Origin of the sequence: Synechocystis sp. PCC 6803 substr. PCC-P (assembly GCF_000284455.1) — a bacterium.
Classification (GTDB): domain Bacteria; phylum Cyanobacteriota; class Cyanobacteriia; order Cyanobacteriales; family Microcystaceae; genus Synechocystis.
Map to the genome: position 1 here is coordinate 2,378,933 of NC_017039.1, position 21,229 is coordinate 2,400,161.

The 21,229-nt window shown below is 49.3% G+C and carries 21 protein-coding genes; 15 read left to right on the forward strand and 6 right to left on the reverse strand.

All coding sequences use genetic code 11. The annotated features are described in order from the left end of the window. Positions 1 to 8 precede the first annotated feature (8 nt). The 3 genes from tmk (at position 9) to gloA (ending at position 2,532) form a co-directional block, all read left to right on the forward strand. The gene (tmk, locus tag SYNPCCP_RS11125; protein ID WP_020862197.1) at positions 9 to 647 is read left to right on the forward strand and encodes a dTMP kinase; all 639 of its coding nucleotides are present in this window, start codon (positions 9 to 11) and stop codon (positions 645 to 647) included. A gap of 137 nt (positions 648 to 784) precedes the next feature. Then, entirely contained in the window at positions 785 to 2,023 is a 1,239-nt protein-coding gene (locus tag SYNPCCP_RS11130) for a CHAT domain-containing protein (protein WP_223211279.1), read from the forward strand. A gap of 113 nt (positions 2,024 to 2,136) precedes the next feature. Next, positions 2,137 to 2,532 (forward strand): lactoylglutathione lyase, encoded by a 396-nt coding sequence (gloA, locus tag SYNPCCP_RS11135; RefSeq protein WP_010873329.1) that lies wholly within the window; start codon positions 2,137 to 2,139, stop codon positions 2,530 to 2,532. Positions 2,533 to 2,844: 312 nt separating this feature from the next. Here gloA and SYNPCCP_RS11145 read toward each other — a convergent pair whose 3' ends face one another. Next, positions 2,845 to 3,624, reverse strand: coding sequence for an SDR family oxidoreductase (locus SYNPCCP_RS11145; RefSeq protein WP_010873330.1), 780 nt, complete (start codon positions 3,622 to 3,624; stop codon positions 2,845 to 2,847). 622 nt (positions 3,625 to 4,246) lie between these two features. Between SYNPCCP_RS11145 and rsmD the strand changes: the two genes are divergently transcribed. Both rsmD and SYNPCCP_RS11155 read left to right on the forward strand, forming a co-directional pair. Next, positions 4,247 to 4,807 carry a 16S rRNA (guanine(966)-N(2))-methyltransferase RsmD gene (gene rsmD, locus SYNPCCP_RS11150; protein ID WP_010873331.1) on the forward strand — a complete coding sequence of 187 codons (561 nt, stop codon included), beginning with the start codon at positions 4,247 to 4,249 and terminating at the stop codon, positions 4,805 to 4,807. Positions 4,808 to 4,834: 27 nt separating this feature from the next. Further along, the gene (locus SYNPCCP_RS11155) at positions 4,835 to 6,064 is read left to right on the forward strand and encodes a glycosyltransferase family 1 protein (protein WP_010873332.1); all 1,230 of its coding nucleotides are present in this window, start codon (positions 4,835 to 4,837) and stop codon (positions 6,062 to 6,064) included. 255 nt (positions 6,065 to 6,319) lie between these two features. Here the strand turns inward: SYNPCCP_RS11155 and gnd are convergent, their stop codons facing one another. Further along, complete coding sequence (gene gnd / locus SYNPCCP_RS11160) at positions 6,320 to 7,747, reverse strand: decarboxylating NADP(+)-dependent phosphogluconate dehydrogenase (protein WP_014407132.1); 1,428 nt, start codon at positions 7,745 to 7,747, stop codon at positions 6,320 to 6,322. A gap of 15 nt (positions 7,748 to 7,762) precedes the next feature. On the opposite strand from gnd, the gene SYNPCCP_RS17325 reads away from it, so the two are divergent. Beyond that, positions 7,763 to 7,927 carry a hypothetical protein gene (locus tag SYNPCCP_RS17325; protein ID WP_158299078.1) on the forward strand — a complete coding sequence of 55 codons (165 nt, stop codon included), beginning with the start codon at positions 7,763 to 7,765 and terminating at the stop codon, positions 7,925 to 7,927. Between the two features lie 30 nt (positions 7,928 to 7,957). Here SYNPCCP_RS17325 and SYNPCCP_RS11165 read toward each other — a convergent pair whose 3' ends face one another. Further along, a complete protein-coding gene (locus tag SYNPCCP_RS11165; protein ID WP_010873334.1) occupies positions 7,958 to 8,377 on the reverse strand; it encodes a hypothetical protein in 420 nt (139 codons plus the stop codon). After that, complete coding sequence (locus tag SYNPCCP_RS11170) at positions 8,377 to 8,796, reverse strand: hypothetical protein (RefSeq protein WP_010873335.1); 420 nt, start codon at positions 8,794 to 8,796, stop codon at positions 8,377 to 8,379. The genes SYNPCCP_RS11165 and SYNPCCP_RS11170 overlap by 1 nt, the downstream gene beginning before the upstream one ends. Positions 8,797 to 9,144: 348 nt before the next feature. On the opposite strand from SYNPCCP_RS11170, the gene SYNPCCP_RS11175 reads away from it, so the two are divergent. From SYNPCCP_RS11175 to SYNPCCP_RS11210, 8 genes are all read left to right on the forward strand, one after another. After that, on the forward strand, positions 9,145 to 10,350 hold the full coding sequence (locus SYNPCCP_RS11175) for an SGNH/GDSL hydrolase family protein (protein ID WP_041425833.1): 1,206 nt from the start codon (positions 9,145 to 9,147) through the stop codon (positions 10,348 to 10,350). A gap of 92 nt (positions 10,351 to 10,442) precedes the next feature. Further along, positions 10,443 to 11,603, forward strand: a complete 1,161-nt coding sequence (locus SYNPCCP_RS11180; RefSeq protein WP_010873337.1) for a cysteine desulfurase family protein — start codon at positions 10,443 to 10,445, stop codon at positions 11,601 to 11,603. A 21-nt stretch (positions 11,604 to 11,624) separates the two neighbouring features. After that, positions 11,625 to 12,299, forward strand: a complete 675-nt coding sequence (locus SYNPCCP_RS11185) for a ComF family protein (RefSeq protein ID WP_010873338.1) — start codon at positions 11,625 to 11,627, stop codon at positions 12,297 to 12,299. A gap of 89 nt (positions 12,300 to 12,388) precedes the next feature. After that, the gene (locus tag SYNPCCP_RS11190) at positions 12,389 to 13,003 is read left to right on the forward strand and encodes a L,D-transpeptidase (protein ID WP_010873339.1); all 615 of its coding nucleotides are present in this window, start codon (positions 12,389 to 12,391) and stop codon (positions 13,001 to 13,003) included. 124 nt (positions 13,004 to 13,127) lie between these two features. Beyond that, complete coding sequence (locus SYNPCCP_RS11195; protein WP_010873340.1) at positions 13,128 to 13,448, forward strand: DUF433 domain-containing protein; 321 nt, start codon at positions 13,128 to 13,130, stop codon at positions 13,446 to 13,448. Further along, positions 13,432 to 13,767, forward strand: coding sequence for a DUF5615 family PIN-like protein (locus tag SYNPCCP_RS11200; protein WP_010873341.1), 336 nt, complete (start codon positions 13,432 to 13,434; stop codon positions 13,765 to 13,767). The genes SYNPCCP_RS11195 and SYNPCCP_RS11200 overlap by 17 nt, the downstream gene beginning before the upstream one ends. Positions 13,768 to 13,998: 231 nt before the next feature. Beyond that, positions 13,999 to 15,525 (forward strand): ferredoxin:protochlorophyllide reductase (ATP-dependent) subunit B, encoded by a 1,527-nt coding sequence (bchB, locus tag SYNPCCP_RS11205; protein ID WP_010873342.1) that lies wholly within the window; start codon positions 13,999 to 14,001, stop codon positions 15,523 to 15,525. Between the two features lie 131 nt (positions 15,526 to 15,656). Continuing rightward, positions 15,657 to 16,337: a TrkA family potassium uptake protein gene (locus tag SYNPCCP_RS11210; RefSeq protein ID WP_010873343.1), complete on the forward strand. Its 681-nt coding sequence runs from the start codon at positions 15,657 to 15,659 to the stop codon at positions 16,335 to 16,337. A 36-nt stretch (positions 16,338 to 16,373) separates the two neighbouring features. Here the strand turns inward: SYNPCCP_RS11210 and SYNPCCP_RS11215 are convergent, their stop codons facing one another. Continuing rightward, a complete protein-coding gene (locus tag SYNPCCP_RS11215; protein ID WP_010873344.1) occupies positions 16,374 to 18,014 on the reverse strand; it encodes an iron uptake porin in 1,641 nt (546 codons plus the stop codon). A gap of 91 nt (positions 18,015 to 18,105) precedes the next feature. Then, on the reverse strand, positions 18,106 to 19,512 hold the full coding sequence (locus SYNPCCP_RS11220; RefSeq protein ID WP_010873345.1) for a sugar porter family MFS transporter: 1,407 nt from the start codon (positions 19,510 to 19,512) through the stop codon (positions 18,106 to 18,108). A 297-nt stretch (positions 19,513 to 19,809) separates the two neighbouring features. Here SYNPCCP_RS11220 and secD point away from each other — a divergent pair, with 297 nt between their 5' ends. After that, a complete protein-coding gene (secD, locus tag SYNPCCP_RS11225; RefSeq protein WP_010873346.1) occupies positions 19,810 to 21,228 on the forward strand; it encodes a protein translocase subunit SecD in 1,419 nt (472 codons plus the stop codon). Position 21,229: the final 1 nt, after the last annotated feature.

Sequence of the window (21,229 nt, forward strand, 5' to 3'; positions counted from 1 at the left end):
AAACAATCATGGCGGCATTATTTATTGTGCTAGAAGGCATTGACGGGTCAGGGAAAACCACCCAAGGGGATCTCCTGTTGGCCCATTTTCAGCGCCAAGGCCTGGCCGCAGTGCTTAGCCCGGAACCCACCAATGGCCCCGTGGGCCGCTTAATTCGCCAAGCTTTACAGGGAGATTTATTTACCTACAACGATGCCCGACAATTTGAAGCCCAGATGGGTTATTTATTCGCTGCCGATCGCCATTACCATCTCTACCATCCAGGGGATGGAGTGGAGGCAAAATTAGCCCAACAATGCCACGTAATCACCACCCGCTACTATTTTTCTTCTCTCGCCTATAATTGCCACACAGAGGCCGACTGGGAATTTGTTCAACGCTTAAATCAATCTTTTCCCCAGCCTGACTGGGTAATTTACCTAGACCTCCCGGTGGATTTGGCCCTACAACGCCTTGGCGATCGCCAGCAACTGGAGGACCAAGCCCCGAGGGAATGTTACGAACAACGGGAAAAGCTAATCAGTGTCCACCGCAATTACGACAGAATTTTTGCCCATTACCAGGGCCAACTTTGTCGCCTGGATGCCAGCCTGCCGGTGGAGCAACTACACCAAGCCATTATCACCAAAGTTGAGGAAATGCTGTGAGTAGATTTTGCCCTCGGTTCCGGTTATGGGGACGGCTAGTGCCGGGAGTAATCCTCGGCCTACTGCTTTTTATCGGATTGGCCCCTTGGGTGCAAGCTCAAATAAAACTTCCCCTAAATTTTTCCCCACCAATCTTGGTGAGTTCACAGCCCAGTAATGCCCTCAACGTCCAACAGGTAAACGAGCTTACCACGGACCTTGAAGGTAAATGGGCAGGAATTTACGAAAACTATTTCCAAGAAGATTTCTCTAGCCTGGGTTTAACCACCGAGGAAATTGGTAAAAAATTAGCTTCTCTACAGCAACAAACGGGGCAAAAAGCGGCCATTTTTTGGATTAATCCCGAAGCAGATGGGGTTTCCATTTGTCTGTTAACCGGCGATCGCCCAACGGTGGGGGTAAAGGTGCTGGATACGGCGGAACAAAATTTGATGGCCACCGCGGAAATGTTTGCCCTGCAAGTGAGTGATCCCCGCAACCAAAATTATCGAGCCACCGGCAAAAAGTTATATGACTGGTTGATTGCTCCTGTGGCGAACGAATTGAAAGCCAATGCCATTGACACCCTAATTTTTTGTGTGGGTCCTAAACTGCGCTCTCTCCCCTTTGCCGCCCTCTATGACGGGGAGAAATTTTTAGCCGAGCAATATGCCATCACCCGTATTCCTGGTTTTAACCTGACAGAGTGGGGCCCCACCGACCTGAGTCAAGCAAGAATTCTGGCTATGGGATCTTCGGAATTCACGGATGCTGAACCGTTACCGGGGGTGGCTTTGGAGATTGCCAACATTACCCCCCAACCCTGGCCCGGGGTTGCCATGCTCAACCAACAATTCACGATACAAAATTTGCAGGCGGCCCGCCAACAACAGCCCTTTCCCTTGGTGCATCTGGCCACCCATGCGGAATTTAATGCCGGTTCCCCCGCCGACTCCTACATTCAGTTTGTTAACAGTCGCTTGAACCTCAAGGAAATTAGGAATTTACAATGGCAGAATCCTCCCGTTGATCTTTTAGTGCTCAGCGCTTGCACCACTGCCTTGGGTAATACTCAGGCGGAATTGGGGTTTGTGGGCCTGGCTCTGCAATCTGGGGTCAAATCAGCCCTGGGTAGTTTGTGGCGGGTCAGTGATCTGGGCACCATGGCTTTGATGAGTGAATTTTATTGGCAGTTAAAAGCTAAATCCTTCAAGGCCCAAGCTCTGCAACAGGCCCAAATCAGGATGATTAATGGGGAAATTAACCTCGATGCTGGAGAATTGCACACTTCCCGGGGGGCGATCGCCGTGGAGGATGAATTATTAACGTTGAGAAATCCCGAACTTTCCCATCCCTACTATTGGGCAAGCTTTTCCCTGATTGGCAATCCTTTTTAGAAGTTACTTCAACTGCTCACCACCACCAGATCCTGGAAAAGATAAAGCCAAGGGCGATCGCCAAGATTTTGCTAGGATCTGCCTGTTGACCCAACTTAGATCATTAAAAACTTATGTTCTTGCTACACACCATGATTCGAGTGGGAGATTTAGACAAATCCCTGCAATTTTACTGCGACATTTTGGGGATGAATTTACTCCGCAAAAAAGACTACCCCAGTGGGGAATTTACCCTCGCTTTTGTGGGTTATGGCAAAGAATCGGAGAACGCGGTGATTGAGTTAACCCATAACTGGGGCACCGATAAATACGATTTGGGTAATGGTTTTGGCCACATTGCCCTGGGGGTGGAAGACATTTATAGCACCTGCGACAAAATCAGAGATAAGGGAGGGAAAGTGGTGCGGGAACCGGGGCCGATGAAGCACGGCACCACCGTCATTGCTTTTGTGGAAGATCCCGATGGCTACAAAATTGAATTGATCCAAACTTCCTCAAAGAAAGATTAGGTTCACACTGCTGAGGTGCAGTCCTAACTTCTATAACCATTGCAGTTGAGTAATCTAAGAGCGTGTTTGAAAAGCCCCCCTGGCCCCCCAAGTTTGGGGGGAAACTAAGTCAAAGTCCCCCAGTATTGGGGGATTTAGGGGGCAGAATCAGACTTTATAAACAGGTTCTGAGTACCCGATCGCCGATTGTTTTTGTTAAGGGGACAGGTCTTGCCAGTCCCCCAAACTTACTGGAAATTTGGCGAGTTGATGGGGGAAAGTACAAAACTTGCAATGGTTCCCTAGGTAGACAATCCTATCCCTGGGAGGGGATCAAACCGATTGGGGGGTAGCCAACAGCAGTACCCGTTCCAATAATTGGGGGGCAAACCGTTGGCACCACACAGCCAGATGACTCTGCCAACCCACCAAAATTTCACTACGGTTTTGTTTTAAACCTTTGACTAAGGATTGGGCCACTCGACCGGCGGTCATGGCTCTGACCCAGCGGAATTTTTGTAAACCCTTGGCCATATCCGTGTCGGTCAGGGTGGGTAGCAGGGTAACCACAGCGATGTTATGGCGGGCCAGTTCTCCCCGCAGAGCTTGGCTAAAGCCGAGAATGGCAAACTTAGTGGCGGAATAGGTGGCCATGGTGGGGGCCGCCACTTTGCCCATCAAACTAGAAACGTTGACAATGGTGCCCTCTTTTTGGGAGACCATGCGTCGGGCCACGCAACGGGTGATGCAATACAGACCCATTAGGTTAAGGGAAATTTCTTGGTAAACTTCCGGGAAGCGGCTATGGAGAAAGGGATTTTGGTGGGCAACCCCGGCACAGTTAACCAGCAAATGGATGGGGCCATGGTCCCGCCAAGTTCTGGCGATCGCCGTGTTGACGGCCACGGGTTGGGTTAGGTCCAGGGGCAAGGCAATGGCCTGTAATCCGGGATGTCGTTGTTCTAATTCGTCAGCCAATGTTTGCAGACTGGCGTGGTTACGGGCCACAAGGATAATTTTTCCCAGACCTTGTTTGGCTAGTTCTTCGGCGATTGCCCGGCCGATGCCCCGGGAAGATCCGGTCACTAAAGCAGTTTTGTTGAGTAAATTCATTGCTTACCTCCTATGGAATATGAGGCGTGTTCTCCCTGGGAATAGATACGGAACAAATGCCGACAGGGAGAAATTTTTGGGTTAATGGGTTAAGTACGATATTGGAGAAATTGGTTCTCCGTAACCCCAAAGCGGGGCACTAACTTTGCATTCCAGGTGCTAGCGGGGAATGGACAAGACAGTGCTATGACCTAGGCCTACCTAGAAATCACGGCCATGGTTCAACCTAAAAGCGATGGGAAAAATTAACGAACCAAGGGGAGACAAACGGTGCTCCAGACAATGACGGGCATAATTTTTGACCTAGACCCCGAACCATTGCCTCGAATAGTTCTTCAGTCTGGGGTGTGGTGGCTTGACTGGCACTGATGCATGGGGAGCATGGTAAACGCCTCCTAAAATTGTTTCAGCGTGGTTAAATGCACTCTCTGAAGCACACGCTAACAGATCAAACAAGAAACAGCAACAATTCTTAATATTTCGGGGCCAGTTTGGCGATCGCCCCTGGCTGGAGAGGCAGTTTTTCCTATGTCCTTTGTCGCCCTGATGTGAGAATTTGGAGTATCCCTTCTGAGATTGCCTGGGCAGTCAGTGATGGGAGGGTCAATTTTTGTTCAGTGCTATGCGTATTTACGGCAATCGCCTCCTGAAAACCCTACCGGGGCAACAGACTAGACCTACCACAGGGAAAGTCCGCCTGGCATTATTCAACATTTGGCGGGGAGAAATTCAGCACTGCCACTGGTTGGACCTCTGTGCGGGCAATGGCACCCTGGGGGCTGAGGCCCTGTGTCGGGACGCGGACAAAGTAGTGGCGATCGAGCAGTCTGCCAAAGTTTGCACCATCATCAAAGAAAATTGGCAAAAACTAGCGAAGCCTGGGCAACAATGGTCAGTTTTGCGGGGAGATGTGCTGAAATTGCTCCCAAGCTTGGCAGGACAAACCTTTGACCGCATTTACTTTGATCCCCCCTATGGCAGTGGACTATACAACCCTGTTTTAACCCTGGTGGGGGAATTGCAAATTCTCAGCCCCACTGGAGAAATGGCAGTGGAATATGACCGACACCATTGGCAGCCACCGGAGCAGATTGCTGGGTTGGAATTAATGCGTCAAAAAAAATATGGGTTGAGCAATTTAGCTTTTTATTGGCGGGAGCAAGGGGAAGCTTTGCCGATATAGTATTCTAGGTTGGCCCACCGCCGGATTGTGAAGTTTTGTTGTGAAGGGCGATCGCCGGGTGCGGCCCTGGATAGTGCCTTCTATTTTGTTGATGTTGATCTGATTTACCCCCATCTAGCCATGCGTGTTGCCCTGTTTACGGAAACCTTTTTGCCCAAAATTGATGGAATTGTCACCCGTCTGAAGCACACAGTGGAAAATCTGCAACGCCAAGGGCATCAGGTATTGGTCTTTTGTCCAGAGGGGGGGCTCAAGGAATATAAAGGGGCAAAAATCCATGGAGTGAAGGGCATGCCTTTACCCCTTTACCCAGAACTAAAACTGGCTTTCCCGTCGCCCCAAATTAAACAGGCCCTGCTGAAATTTCAACCAGACCTAATCCATGTGGTCAATCCAGCGGTATTGGGCTTGGGAGGCATCTATTACGCTAAAAATTTGCATATTCCCCTAGTGGCTTCCTATCACACCCATTTACCCCAATATTTGCAACATTATGGTCTAGGGGCCCTGGAAGGGGTGCTGTGGGAACTGTTAAAACTGGCCCATAACCAAGCGGAATTAAATCTTTGCACTTCCTCCGCCATGGTGCAGGAATTAGTCAACCACGGCATTGAACGGGTGGATTTATGGCAACGAGGGGTAGATACGGAACTGTTTCAGCCCCACCTGAAATCGGCCCAAATGCGGCAAAAACTGTCCCAGGGTCACCCTGACGATCCCCTATTTTTATATGTTGGTCGGGTTTCGGCGGAAAAACAAATCGATGAAATTAAGCCAGTGCTCGAGGCCATTCCCCAGGCCCGGTTGGCGATCGTGGGGGATGGACCTAACCGAAAAAATTTAGAAGCCCATTTTGCTGGCACTAATACCTATTTTGCCGGCTATATGCAGGGATTAGAGTTGGCGGCGGCCTTTGCTTCCGCTGATGCGTTCATTTTTCCTTCCCGTACTGAAACCCTGGGCTTAGTACTTTTGGAAGCTATGGCGGCGGGCTGTCCCGTGGTAGCGGCGGCCTCTGGGGGCATTTTAGACATTGTCACCGATGGTGAAAACGGTTACCTGTTTGATCCCGCTGTGGCAGGGGGAGTGGTGCAAGCCACCCAAAGGTTAATGTCCGCCCCTGGCGATCGAGAACTCTTGCGACAAAACGCTCGGCAAGAAGCGGAACGATGGGGTTGGCCAGCGGCCACCAGACAATTGGTGGACTACTACCAACTGGTAGCCTATGGGGAAAATGACGCTCCGTTAGCGGCTTAGGGTATAGCTTGCCACCCTCTGACTGTAGACAACAACTCGCTAAACCGTTACCAATCCTCGCAAACTTTCCCTCCAAACTTCGGGAAATTGGGGGGCATTTAAACTCCGAAAAAAATTTCCCCCGGCACAACCAAGGGGAAGAATACAATTATTTTTTCAAGAATGCCGAGGGCCTTTTGGATCTTTACCCCCATTCAGAACTTGACTGAATTTCTTCCCAGGGTTGGGAGAGTAATAATTGTGGCAAACAAAAAATCAATCAAGCCATTCCGTGTGGAAAAATTCTCCCCTCGGCTTATCAGTCCGTTCATAGGTGTGGGCCCCAAAGTAATCCCGTTGCGCTTGAGTCAGGTTTTGGGGAAGCACCGCCCGCCGGTAACTGTCAAAGTAATCCAACGAGGAACTAAAGGCCGGCACTGCAATGCCCATTTCATTGGCCAGCATCAACACTTCTCGCCATGGCCCCTGGCGATCCAAAATACTTTGCTTGAATTCCGGAGCTAGAAGTAAATTGGGCAACTGGGGATTGTCTTTAAAAGCTTTCTTGATCTTGTCTAAAAAGCCAGCTCGGATAATGCAACCCCCTTTCCAAATGCGGGCAATTTCCGGCAGGTTAACGTCGTAGCCAAATTCCTGGGAAGCTTTGGCAATTAGGGCCATGCCCTGGGCATAGGAACACATTTTCGAGCAATAGAGGGCATCCCGCACCTTAGGAATCCAGGCTTCTACGTCCCCACTAAAGGTTTTACTGGGACCCGACAGTTGACCGGAAGCGGCCACCCGTTCTTCTTTGAGGGAAGACATTACCCTGGCGTTAACGGCGGCGTAAATAGTGGGAATGGGCACTCCTAATTCCAAACCACTCATCACCGTCCAGCGTCCTGTGCCCTTTTGGCCGGCGGCATCAAGGATGTAGTCAATTAAATGGCCTCCGGTTTCGGGATCCTTTTTAGCAAAAATGTCGGTGCTGATTTCAATCAGGAAGGAGTTTAACTCATCGGTTTGATTCCATTGGCCAAAAACTTCGTGGAGTTGTTCGTTGCTCAAGCCGAGGCCATTTTTCAAGATGTCGTAGGCTTCAGCGATTAGTTGCATATCGCCATACTCAATGCCGTTGTGGACCATTTTGACGTAATGTCCTGCTCCCCCTGGGCCAATAAAAGTCACACAGGCGGGATTATCGGGGTCTTCCACCTGGGCGGCAATTTTAGTCAGAATGGGTTCCAATTCTTTGTAGGCGGCCGGGGTACCACCGGGCATCAAACTAGGACCCAGTAATGCGCCTTCTTCCCCTCCACTGACTCCCATGCCGACAAAGCCCAGGCCGGTGGCTTCCAAATCTTTGGTGCGACGTTCCGTATCTTCATAAAGGGAGTTGCCACCATCAATGATCATGTCCCCTTCTTCCAACAGGGGCTTCAACTCATTGATCACTGCATCCACGGGTCCCCCAGCTTTGACCATTACAAGGATTTTACGGGGGCGTTCCAACAGTTGGACAAATTCTTCTACGGTGTAGGCGGCTTTGATATCTTTGCCCACAGCCCGTTCGGCCATGAATTTCTCAGTTTTGTTGGGGGAACGGTTAAACACGGCGATGGGAAAGCCTCGACTTTCCACGTTGAGGGCAAGATTTTCCCCCATTACCGCTAGTCCAATTACCCCAAAAGTTCGCTTAGTCATAATAGCTACGTTAAATTGCACAGTCGGGCAAGGTTAATTTCCTTAAGGGTACATCGCATTTTTTGTTTGCTACCCCTGGGGCAAAATTTTTCTCCCTTTGCTTCCATTCTGACCCGGCTTAGTTTGGCGGTGGCTAGGTTCATCGGCGATCGCCTTTTGATCCGTAGATATTATTCTTAGTTAAATGGCTCTGGCTCTGGCGATCAGAGTTTATAAAGAAATTTCTTCGTGGGTCAAAGCAATTCCTTCGTCTTTACAGGTTTGTTTGATAAGAATTAGCTGACTGGGCTTAATGGCTCCAAAAAGATGAATCCTCAACGAATGATTGGTGTAATATCTGCCATAACTTTTGACTTGCCCGATCGCCGCTTTCCAGTTCTTGGCGGTCTTGACTTCAATAATTTCGGTCTTGGTCAGAATATCTATCCTGCCAACGGGGGTTTGAACTTCGATGTCTCCCCCCAATTTTTTCGCTAACCTTTTTTGATACCAAGACTCAGGATGCTTTTGTCCACTGGGAAAACTTTCCCCCAATGTGACTTTTTTCTCCCTTTCCTGCCCATTAACTGCATCGATGAGATCCCTAACGAATCCCCTAACAAGACTCTGGAATGGATCTGGTTTGGGCATTATTCACCGCCAAACATTTTGTACAGCCCATAGCCAGCTAATCCAACTACCGCACCAGCGGCGGCGATCGGGGCCATTCCTATTCCTATGGCCGTTCCAGTAAGAGCTAATCCCATTCCACCTAATGCCGCAGATGTCCCTGCTCCAACTACCGCACCAGTAGCAATTGCCCCAACTGCCATTGGATCTTGACCTTCGATTGCTTTTTTTGCTCCAAAGGCGGCAGACCCAACCACCGCACCAGCGGCCGCAACTGGGGCCATCCCTATGCCAATCCCGGCCCCGGCAACGGTTAATCCCATCCCTCCAATAGTTGCGGAAAGTCCAGCCCCAGCTACAGTCCCGACTGCAATTGCACCAGCCGCAATATCGGTATCGTCAATTTGACTGTTTTCTTGATTCTCGTTTTTGTTATCCATGGTGGAGAGTCTGTTGGGATATGTGTTTGTGATGGAAACTTGAAGATTAAACGGCGATCGCCTATTGGACTGTGAACTTTCTGAGGGCAACTAAATTTGAAACTTAGAAAGGTTAATACTGGTTTTTAGAAAGATTGTCGAGCAATTGTCCTATTTCACTTTTGATAATTCAGTATATTTTGCTACAATTTTATGTTTCTTTACCTTTTGTCCCCTACCAAATGGCGATCGCCTCGATGATTGTGGCTTGATCAACTTCGAGGTCATTAGATGTGGGTATAGTTATTGAGTTTGGTTTAGGGGAGGTTCACCCCAATGCCACCTTTCTCCGCAATCGTTTTATTCTCCATGACAAAATCTCCTCAAAAGAAACAGTGGTTGGCCAATGCCTTACTGGTGCTGGGCAGTTTAGGTTTTGCCGTGGTGGTGGCGGAAGTGGCCCTGAGGTTAATGGGCATTGGTTATCCCAGTTTTTACCAAGTCGATCCCCAACGGGGCCATAGTTTAATTCCCAATTTCAGCTCCCGTTGGACCCATGAAGGCAATGGTTTGGTAAGAATTAATGCCGATGGCCTGCGCGATCGCCATTATGAAAAGGAGAAACCGGCGGATACCTATCGCATTGTGGTATTGGGGGATTCTTTTTCCGAAGCAATTCAGGTTGATGAAGATGAGACCTATTGGAGCGCCATAGAAAAAAATTTGCCTTCCTGCCCCGGCTTAACGGGTAAAACGGTGGAAGTAATTAATTTTGGTGTGGGGGACTACGGCACTGCCCAGGAATATTTAACTCTCCAGCACCATGCCATGGAATACCAGCCAGATTTAGTCTTACTGCAAATTTTCACCGGCAATGACATTGTCAATAACTCTCGTCAACTCAGCCCTGGCGATCGCCTAGCGCCCTTTTGGGAAGAGGTGGATGGTAAATGGCAAATGCAGTTCGATTTTAAGGAAACAGCGGCCTATCAACGGCGGAATAGTGCCCCAAGACGATTCCTGTACAGCTTGATTAATCGGGTGCAGTTGCTACAAGTACTCAACGAAGCCAAACGACAATGGGTAACCCAGCGGACTTTAACCACCCAACAGCAAGGCAATGCTGACATCATTCCCGCTCTAGATTTCGACGTTAATTTATACCGGGAACCCACTGACCCCGCCTGGGAACAAGCTTGGGCCGCTACGGAATCTTTAGTCATAGCGACCAGTCAACTAAGTAGGGAAGAAAGTGCTGATTTTTTAGCAGTGGTGATTAGCAATCCTCCCCAGGTATATCCCGATCGCCAGGTGCGGGAAAAGTTAAAGCAGCTAGGGGCGGAGAATTTGTTTTACCCTGATCAACGGTTGAGCGCATTGGGACAACAGGAGGATTTTCCTGTGTTGACCCTGGCGAAAACCATGCAACAAAAAGCCGATGCGGAGCAAATTTATTGGCACGGTTTTGAGAACACCATCCCCGGAGTGGGTCATTGGAATGTTCAGGGCCATCAACTGGCCGGCGAATTAATTGGCGATCGCCTTTGCCAAATGGTGACAGAGCAAAAAAAGTAAAACGTTATCCTTTAATCTAAGTCCCGCAAAAGTTGAGCAAAATTAGCCGGGGATATGGGAACTGAAAGGATAAATGAGCAGAGGAAATCACTATGGAACGGCCTCTTTACTTCGACAACCACGCCACCACTGCCCTCGATCCTAGGGTACTGGAAGCCATGCTCCCTTACCTGACAGAGCAGTATGGTAATGCGGGCAGTGCCCATTTTTACGGTTGGCAAGCCTCAGCGGCAATTAAACAAGCTAGGCAAGAAATTGCCGAGACCATGGGGGCCCAACCAGAAGAAATTATTTTCACCAGCGGCGCTACGGAAGCTAATAATTTGGCCATTCGGGGAGTGGCGGAGGCGTACTTTGCCCAAGGGAAACACCTGGTGACGGTGGAAACGGAGCATCAAGCGGTGTTAGCTCCCTGTCGTTATTTGGAAACCTTGGGGTTTGAGGTGACCTATTTGTCAGTTCAATCCAGTGGTTTGGTGGATTTAACCGAGTTGGAAAAGGCTTTACGGCCCGATACCATTCTTGTTTCCGTGATGGCGGCCAACAATGAAATCGGCGTGCTGCAACCCCTCAAGGAGATTGGTGCTCTCTGTCGCCAACGCTCAATTATTTTTCATTGTGATGGGGCCCAAGCCTTGGGCAAAATTCCCCTCGACGTCCATCAACTTAACATTGACCTACTTTCCTTCACTGGGCACAAAATCCATGGACCCAAGGGCATTGGGGGATTATATCGCCGTCAAAATCCGGGGGTGAGGTTAGCGCCCCAACTGTTGGGGGGAGGGCAGGAAGGTAATTTTCGTTCCGGAACTCTGCCGGTGCCCCTGATTGTCGGTTTAGCCAAGGCTTTGACCATAGCTGGGGAAACTTTAGTGTCGGAAGGCGATCGCCAGCGACAACTGCGGGATCAACTCTGGCAAGGTCTGGCAAAAATTAGTGGGGTGGTGCTGAATGGGGACTACGAACAAAGGTTACCGGGCAACCTCAATGTCAGTATTACTGGGGTTGATCCCAAGGCTTTGCTAACTACATTGCAACCTCGATTGGCATTATCTTCCGGTTCCGCCTGTTCTTCCTACCGCACTGAAGCTTCCCATGTGTTGTATGCCCTGGGTCGGGACAAAACCAGCGCCCAAGCTAGTCTCCGTTTTGGTTTAAGCCGATTTACCACCGAGATAGAAATTGACCAGGCGATCGCCATTGTGACGGATACAGTAGCTAGGTTAAGGGCCGATGCTTCTAACCAGAGTTAAATTCCCGTAAGTTTCTCTTCCATGTGGCAATCAATTCGTTCCCTCATTTTTCAAACTCCCTGTCCTCTATGCCAAAAACCCAGTCAGGATCAACTTTGTCGGGATTGCACTGGACAAATTTTGAGCCATCGTTTTCCTCGTAAATTCCAGCAATGGCAAGGAAACTTTCCCCGCTTTGTTTGGGGACAATACGAAGGACAATTGCGGCGGGCTTTAACGGTGATGAAGTTTGAGCAACAGCCAGACATTGGCATTTGGTTGGGGGAACAGTTGGCAGAACAGTGGTTACAACAACCCCAAGCTAAAACTAAATTGCGTCCCCAGGTGGTGCCCATTCCCCTAAACGCTCGTAAGCAAGCCCAACGGGGATTTAATCAAGCTGAAAGAATTGCCGCTGGTTTTTGCCGCCTGACTGGTTATGTTCTCCACCCCCAAGCATTACAACGAGTTAAAGATACCCAAGCTCTGTTTGGTCTTAGCCCAGGCGATCGCCGCCGGGAATTGCAATCAGCTTTAGCCACGGGGCCAGGGTTTAACACTCGCCGACCCTGGTTGATTTTGGATGATATTATTACGACCGGCACCACCGCCCTAGAAGCCCGACGGATAATGGAAGAAAAGGGAGCTAAAGTGTTGGGTATCGTGGCGATCGCCGCACCGTCTTTTTCCCAGCCCATGGAACTTAGACAGCAATGATAATGATCATTTAACATAATATTTCTGTTGGTCTGTATTCAATCTCGTATTGTTAAAGCCCTATCGTTCCCTTTATTTTTGTCAATCCTATGCAGAAACAAGTCTCTCCCCTAGCCCGTGTCGCCCTTTGGTTGGGTGGTGTTAGTTTGACTGCAACCAGCTTGGTCATTCCCACCGCGGCCCAGGCCCAAAGTAGTCTCAATGGAGGTAGTGCCATTCCTCCTTTGAAGCCGATTCCCGAATCTACCTACACTCCTCCTGCTGCTCCCACCAGTACCCCTAGCAATCCAACTAGCCAGGCCTTGGCCACCCATATTGTGCTGGTACTGGGAGAACGGAAAGTTTACGCCTACCAAAACGATAAAGTTTTAGCAAGTTACCCGGTGGCAGTGGGCAAAAAAGGCTGGGAAACACCCCAAGGCAATTTCCAAGTAATCCAAATGGTGGAAAATCCCGTGTGGGAAAATCCCTGGAATGGCAAAAAAGTGGCCGCCAGCTTGGATGGTCCCATCGGTATCCGTTGGATCGGTTTTTGGAGTGACGGTAAAAATACCATTGGTTTCCATGGCACCCCGAAAAAACATGAGCATTTCCTGGGCACAGCGGCTTCCCACGGTTGCGTCAGAATGCGAAATCAAGATGTGGTGGCTTTGTTCAACATGGTGCAAAATGGCACCCCAGTGCGGGTAGTGCAGAAAAAATAGATGATTTGAACTGACTGAATCAAAACGGCGATCGTGTACAACCGTGAAGGATTATAGTCCCGGTTTCTGAGTTGTAACTTCTGATCGCCACTCAGGGTAATGGTGCAATACAGAGGAAATACCAATGGCGACAACCCTAATCAATCATATTGAGATCACGCCAGGAACCTGTGGTGGAAAACCTCGCATCGCTGGGCACCGGATCACAGTTCAAGACATCGTGATCTGGCACGAACGAATGGGACTATCTCCCGACGAAATCGTCCATCATTATCCTAGTATTACTTTAGCTGACGTTTATGCAGCTTTGTCTTACTATCACGATCACCTTGAAGAAATTAGGCAAGGAATTATTGATGATGAAATTTTTGCTGAAGAAATGCGGTCCAGTACCCCTTCTTTGATGGAAGCAAAATTAAGAAAAGTTCATGGCAAACAGGATTAAATTTCATCTTGATGAAAACATCAGCTATAGCATTGCCCTTGGCTTACGTCATCGCAGTCTTGATGTTACAACAACTCCGGAAACTGGTCTGCTAGGGGTTTCTGATCAAGAGCAGTTACAGTTTGCTGGGTCTGAAGGCCGAGTAATTTTTACCCAAGATACTGACTTTTTAAAATTAGCTCAATCATCTCCCGATCATACTGGCATCGCTTATTGTTCTCAACGAAATAAGTCGATTGACCAAGTTATTCAAGGATTAGTCTTGATGTGGGAAATTCTCGAACCAGAAGAAATGTGTAATCACATTGAGTTTTTGTAGTGTATTTACCACAGACAGATAGTGATAAATACCTATGGCGATCATGTCTAAGCATTAAGAATTGTATGGAAAGACGTAAAAAAATAATTGAACTAAATAAAGCTGAAAGTGAATCAGGATAAGCATTACAGAAGATTAAAAGCTCGATCAAAATGTAAAGTTACTGCTCGACAAGGTTAAGGCTTTTACCGACAATTTGAGGGTGAATTATGCCCCCGGAGTCTGAACCCTATGAAATTGGCCTATTGGATGTACGCTGGCCCGGCCCACATTGGCACCCTACGCATCGCCAGTTCTTTCAAAAACGTCCACGCCATTATGCACGCTCCGTTGGGGGATGATTATTTCAACGTCATGCGCTCCATGTTGGAACGGGAGCAGAATTTTACCCCTGTCACCACCAGTGTGGTCGATCGCCAAGTGTTATCGAGGGGTTCCCAGGAAAAAGTGGTGGACAACATTGTCCGCAAAGATGGGGAAGAAACGCCGGATTTAATTGTGCTGACCCCCACCTGTACCTCCAGCATTTTGCAGGAAGATTTGGCCAATTTTGTTGACCGGGCCCAGATGGATGCCCACTGTGATGTACTTTTGGCGGACGTGAACCATTACCGCTATAACGAATTGCAAGCTGGCGATCGTACCCTTAAGCAGATTGTCGAGTTTTACATCAAAAAAGCCCGGAAACAGGGTAATTTAGCCACGGAAAAAACAGCTAAGCCATCGGTGAATTTAATTGGCTTCACCACCCTAGGTTTCCACAATCAACATGATTGCACCGAGTTAAAGCGATTAATGGCGGATCTGGGCATTGAAGTAAACCTGATTTTGCCGGAAAAAGCCACGGTGGATCAATTGGCTAAAATTCCCCAAGCTTGGTTTAACCTCTGCCCGTACCGGGAAATTGGTTTGATGACAGCGGAATATTTGCAAGAAGAATTTGCCCAGCCCTACGTGGACATTACCCCCATGGGAGTGGTGGAAACGGCCCGTTGTATCCGCAAAATGCAACAGGTGTTAAATCAACAGGGTTTCGACGTTAACTACGAAGATTTCATCCAGCAACAAACCCGTCACGTCTCCCAAGCGGCCTGGTTTTCTCGCTCTATCGACTGTCAAAATCTCACGGGCAAAAAAGCAGTGGTCTTTGGGGATAATACCCATGCGGCCGCTATGACCAAAATTTTGGCCCGGGAAATGGGTATCCACGTTGTGCTAGCAGGAACCTATTGCAAATACGATGCCGATTGGTTCCGAGCCGAAGTATCTGAATACTGTGACGAAGTGTTGATCAGTGAAGACAACGGGGCGATCGCCGATGCCATAGCCAGGATTGAGCCGGCAGCAATTTTTGGCACCCAGATGGAACGCCATGTGGGCAAACGCTTGGATATTCCCTGCGGTGTGATTGCGGCCCCGATCCATATCCAGAATTTTCCCCTGGGCTACAAACCTTTCCTCGGTTACGAAGGGACAAACCAGATTGCCGATTTGGTGTACAACTCCTTCACCCTGGGCATGGAAGACCATCTGTTGGAAATTTTCGGCGGCCACGACACCAAGGAAGTGATCACCAAAGGCATTTCCAGTGACTCTGATCTAGGCTGGCACAGCACCGCCCAAGCAGAATTGAATAAAGTGCCAGGGTTTGTGCGGGGTAAAGTTAAACGCAACACAGAAAAGTTTGCCCGAGAGCGGGGCCTATCGGAAATCACCCTGGAGGTTATGTATGCCGCCAAGGAAGCCGTGGGAGCTTAAGGGTCTGTGGGCCAAAATTCTAGTTGCTTACTCAACCCTCAAATTTCCCCATCAAACCTTGGTGGGGATTGGCCACCATCAATTTTCGTGAACTTCCATTACAATCAAGCCTGTTATCCAACGGGTGAAAGATGTATATTCTCATTGGTGGCATGGGGAGCATGGGCTCCAATTTGGCCAAAAATCTGCTCAAAATGGGTCACACTGTGGCGGCGGTGGATACCGATCCCTTGGCCTGTCAGTATGCCCGGGAAAAAATTGGGGTGATGGCCTTTGAAGGCAGTGCGGTCAATACCTCAGTTTTACTAGAAGCAGGAGTTCGTAAAGCGGGGGCTGTGATTGCAGCGCTCCAGGAGGATGCCCTAAATTTGGCTTTAGTTACCCTGTCAAAACATTACGGTGTGCCGCAAATTGTCGTCCGCATGAGCGATGGGGATTTTGCTGAACCGTACCGCTTGGCCGGTGCCACCCACATTATCAGCACCACAGAATTGGCTCTTAATCGGGTAATTAATGCCATTGAGTATCCCCAAGTGGATGCCATGATGCACTTTGAACAGGGACAAATTGAAGTGCTCAAACTTTCTATTCCCCCCAATTGCACCATTGTGGGCCGTAGCGTGGCGGCGATCGCCCAGGATCCCCGTTTTCCCTCCGGTACATTGATTATTGGCTACCAGGCCAATGCCCATGAAGATCTAAAAATTCCCAACGGCAATACGTTGCTCGAAGATGGTTCCACCATTTTGGCTGTGACCAAACCGGAATTGGTGCGGCAATTGATTGATTTTATGGGGTTGTGTCAGTCTTGATGGAACACAGACCAATTTGATCAAAAAGACCGCAGATTAGAACAAAAAGCTGGTGCGTATATGCCCCACATATTGGGTGGCGTTGTTGCTGTTGGCTTCAGGATTAAGCACGACCCAAAAACCTGGGGTGATGGAAATATTGTCGTTGAGTTGGATGCGATAGAACGCCTCTAAATGGTAAGGGGTGGTTTGTCCCACTGCCCCCGGTAAATTACTGGCCGTTACCGTCGGAGGAATACCTAGAGCAATGCCCGGTAAATTACCCTCTCCCCCCACGTCTGGGAAACTAATGCCCACCAAGCCATACCAAATGGCCGAACTATTCCAGGACACATCCCTCAACACTGTCCCCCCCACTCCATTGGATAAATTGCTTAATCCTCCCCCCTGGGCTTGGGCCTCCACAAAACCTCCCCAGCCATGGATTTGTACGTGGGGCGTGATGCGGTAATACCCCTGCAAAGTGTAAAAATTCCCCGCCGTGGCGATCACCTCTCCGAAGGGTTGAATGGCCAACAGACTACCAGTGCCCGCCATTAAATCCGTATTACCAGCGGGGAAATAGGAACGGGAATAGGTGAAGCCAATGCCCCCGTCAGCGGTTTGATAAGCCAATTGAGCCAGGGTGTGATATCCCCCATTGAAAAGGCCATTGCCTGGGTCAGGATCGTTGGGATTGGTGGCCAAGTAGCCCACACTCAGTTGCACTGTGGGGGTTATCTGCCAATTAAAGCCAGCTCCTCCCCCTCCCCGACGATAAACCGGATCATACTCCCCAAAGCGGGAAGGAATACCCAGGGCATCATCGGCAATGGTGGGGGGAGTTAACGTATCCACTAAATCTGTGTAGCCCACCCCGACAGTACCCAAGCGCAGAGTCAAATTATCCGTCAAAGGAGTACGGTACCAAAGATGGCTCACCTCCACATTATTGTTGGAATTATCGTCATAGTTGAAGCGGGTCATATTGGTGCCAGTTTGCTCTACTCCGTTAAGAAAGTTGGAGAACTGCAACCTGGTTCTGAACAAATCTTTGCCGGTAAAACTGGTTTCTAAATTAAATCGGACTCGATAGGCGAACTGGGTTTGAAATTCATTGCTGCCGCCCCCCACCCGATCGCCAAAGACCTTATCCAAAGAAGTAATCGTTTGTCCATAAAGTTTTGTGGTGACGGAAAATTGGTGGTCTTCTAAAAAAGCAGTGCGAGTTTCCAGATTATCGACCCGAACTGCCAATTGTTTTAGCTCTGCTTGGAAATCCTGGGCTAATTTTTTCAGCAGGTCTAAATCTCCCTGGGCAACGGAGACATTTTCTTGCAATAGTTGCTCAATGGTGTTTAAACAAGCATTTAATCCCGCTGCAAATTCGTAACGACTCAGGGGGCGGGCACGCAGTGTGCCTTCGGCATCACCTCGGTAGGTGCGGTCTGGATAACCAACTAAACAACCGTAACGCTCCACCAAACTTTGCAGAGCGGCAAAGGCCCAATCACTGGGTTGCACATCCCTTAGTTCCGCCACTGAGGTAACTTGATTAACGCCATTGCCCAAATTACTTGCACCCAACTGGTAACGATTAACCGGAGGGAAAAATTCGTTCACGGAGATAGTTTGGGCCTCACTGGGTATCGTCACTGTTAGTCCACTGGCGATCGCCAAACCGCAAATTAAGCCCATGGATGCAGTCAATTTTGCTAATGACAATGTGGTACCCTCCCGAAAAAAATCAAGCTAATGTCAATTAATTCCCCTCAAAATAAAAAATTAATCACATTTGCTCCAGAGTTTTACCCTTAGTTTCCTTCACAAAAAACCAGATAAAGAAAATTGAAATGGCCGCTGAAGTGGCATATAAACCATAGGCGGGGCCCAAACCCACCGTATCCAATAGGGGCGGAAAAGTAGTGGAAATAATAAAGTTAGCAATCCACTGTACCCCCGCCGCCACCGATAGGGCCGCCGCTCGAATTTTGTTATTAAACATTTCCCCCAGCAAGACCCAAACAATGGGCCCCCAAGAAAAACCAAAACTAAATACATAAAGATTGGCTGTCACCAAAGCAATTATCCCAGCGGCCCCCGTCAGGGTGGGTTGGCCATTAACCACCGTTGCTCCCCCAAACACCACGGAAAGGATGCCCAAGGTAATGGTCATACCAATGGAGCCCATGAGCAACAAAGGCTTACGGCCAAATTTATCCACAAAGGCGATCGCCACTAGGGTGGTGAGGATATTGATAAAACCAGTGATTACCGTGATTAACAGAGACTTTTCTTCGGTAAAACCCACCGATCGCCAGAGCACGCTACTGTAATAAAAAATTACGTTAATGCCAACAAACTGTTGTAGTGCCGACAACCCCATACCAATCCAGACAATGGGCAATAATCCTCCCCGACGACTGAGCAGATCGCTAAACCGGGGTTTATGGTCGAGACTAACCGTTGCCTGGATTTCCTCAATGCGACTGGGCACGTCTCCCCCTTCCACTTTCCACAAAATAGCCGCCGCTTTTTCCCCTTGCCCTTGGGCGACTAAATACCGGGGAGATTCGGGGATCAGGAAAGCGCAAACTCCATAGAGCAGGGCGGGAATTAGCTCTGTCCAGAACATCCAACGCCAGGCCGCCGCACCGAACAACCAGGGATTTTGGGCCGATCCCCCCGCCATCAAAGCAATAAACCAATTACTGAGCAGGGCAATGAAAATGCCAGAAACAATGGCCAACTGTTGCAAAGATCCTAAACGCCCCCGCAGATGGGCCGGCGACACTTCCGCAATGTAGGCCGGGGCAATAACGCTAGCGGCCCCCACCCCAATGCCCCCCAACACCCGCCAAAAAATAAAATCCCAAATGGTGAAAGGTAAACCCGACCCAATGGAACTGAGGGTGAACAGCACCGCCGCTAAAATCATCGTTTTAATCCGCCCATGGCGATCGGCGATCGGTCCCGCCCCAAAGGCTCCCAGTGCTGATCCCAACAGAGCTAAGGATACAGATAAACCTGTTAAAAGACTGTCCGTCTGAAAATGTTTTTGTAGGGCCGCCACCGCCCCATTGATCACCGCAGTGTCAAAGCCAAACAGGAACCCCCCCAGGGCTGCTACCCCCGAAATCAGCAGGACAAACTTAACGTTAGCCGTAGATTGGGAAGGAGAAGAGGAGGGATTCATGTAAAGCTGAAATTGAAGAAGTTAGCCTATGGCAAGTTGCGCTTGCCCACGGAATAAATCCTACCAAGTAAAAAAACTTCGTCATGAATTCTTAATTAAATGTTGCAAAACACTGCAATGCATAGCAATGGTTAAAGTTAGTGCAAAATGATCAGGCATCGACAAAAGCGAATTTTTGTATATCAAGAAAATTTAATTACTTTGTCCCCCATCGTTGCTTTCGGCCCCAGGCGATCGCCTAGGGATCGACCCGTAGCACGATAGAATCGAACATTGTCCCCGATCAATTCCTTTCCCATGCAAAGACTGCGTTGGCTACTGCTTTTAATTGTTGTCTTGGTCATTGGGGCCAGCTTTGTGCTGGTCAAATTACCCCTGCAACTGGGTTTAGACCTGCGGGGGGGAGCCCAGTTAACCATTGAAGTGCAACCCACCAAAGAAATTCCCCAAATTGACAACGATAGCTTGGTGGCGGTGAAAACGGTAATTGAAAACCGGGTTAATGCCCTGGGAGTATCGGAACCATTGGTGCAAACGGCCGGGGAAGATAAGATTGTGGTGCAACTGCCGGGGGTGACGGATCCGGGACAGGCAGAACGAATTTTGGGGGGCACTGCCCAGCTAGAATTTCAGCAACAACGGCCGGGCACGGAAGGGGAATTCCAAGCGGAATACAGCATTAAACGGCAACTGGATGCGGAGTTGGAAAACCTGCGTCGTTCCGGTGCGTCCCCGGAAAACAGCGATCGCCTAGAGGAATTAATCAAAGCGAAAGAAGAATCCAATAAAGCTCTATTAGCTCTGTTTGAACCCATGGGACTGACGGGGAAAAACCTCACCGATGCCCGCCCTAGCCCTAATCAATCCGGCACAGCCTGGGAAGTGGCCCTCCGGTTTGACGAAGAAGGGGGACAGAAATTTGCCGAGTTAACCCAAGCGGTGGCCGGCACGGGTCGGAGCCTGGGGGTATTTTTGGATAACGATTTAATCAGTGCTCCGGTAGTGGGCGTGGAATTTGCCAATACGGGGATCACCGGGGGCGCAGCGGTAATTACAGGAAATTTCACCATCGACACTGCTAACGATCTGGCGGTGCAACTGCGGGGCGGTTCCTTGCCGTTCCCAGTGGAAGTGGTTGAAAACCGCACAGTGGGGGCCACCCTGGGGCAAGAAAGTATCCGCCGTAGTTTAGTGGCGGGGTTTGTCGGTCTAGTTCTCGTGCTAGTTTTCATGGCGGTTTACTATCGTTTGCCGGGGATAGTGGCGGATATATCCCTAATGATTTACGCCGTTTTGACCCTAGCGGCCTTTGCTTTGGTGGGGGTAACGTTGACCCTGCCTGGTATTGCCGGTTTCATTCTCAGTATCGGCATGGCGGTGGATGCCAACGTGTTGATTTTTGAGCGCACCAGGGAAGAGTTGCGGGCGGGCAACACCCTCTACCGTTCGGTGGAAGCGGGCTTTTTTCGGGCCTTTTCCAGTATTTTGGACAGTAACGTCACCACCCTCATTGCCTGTGCGGCCCTGTTTTGGTTTGGTTCCGGTCTGGTGAAAGGTTTTGCTCTCACCCTGGCGATCGGAGTCATGGTGAGTTTGTTCACCGCCCTGACCTGCAGTCGTACCCTGTTACTGGTTATTGTGCTCAGTTTGCCCAAAGTGCGTCAAAATCCCAGGCTCTTTTGCCCGAATCTATCATCGGTAACGGCTAAGTCTTAAA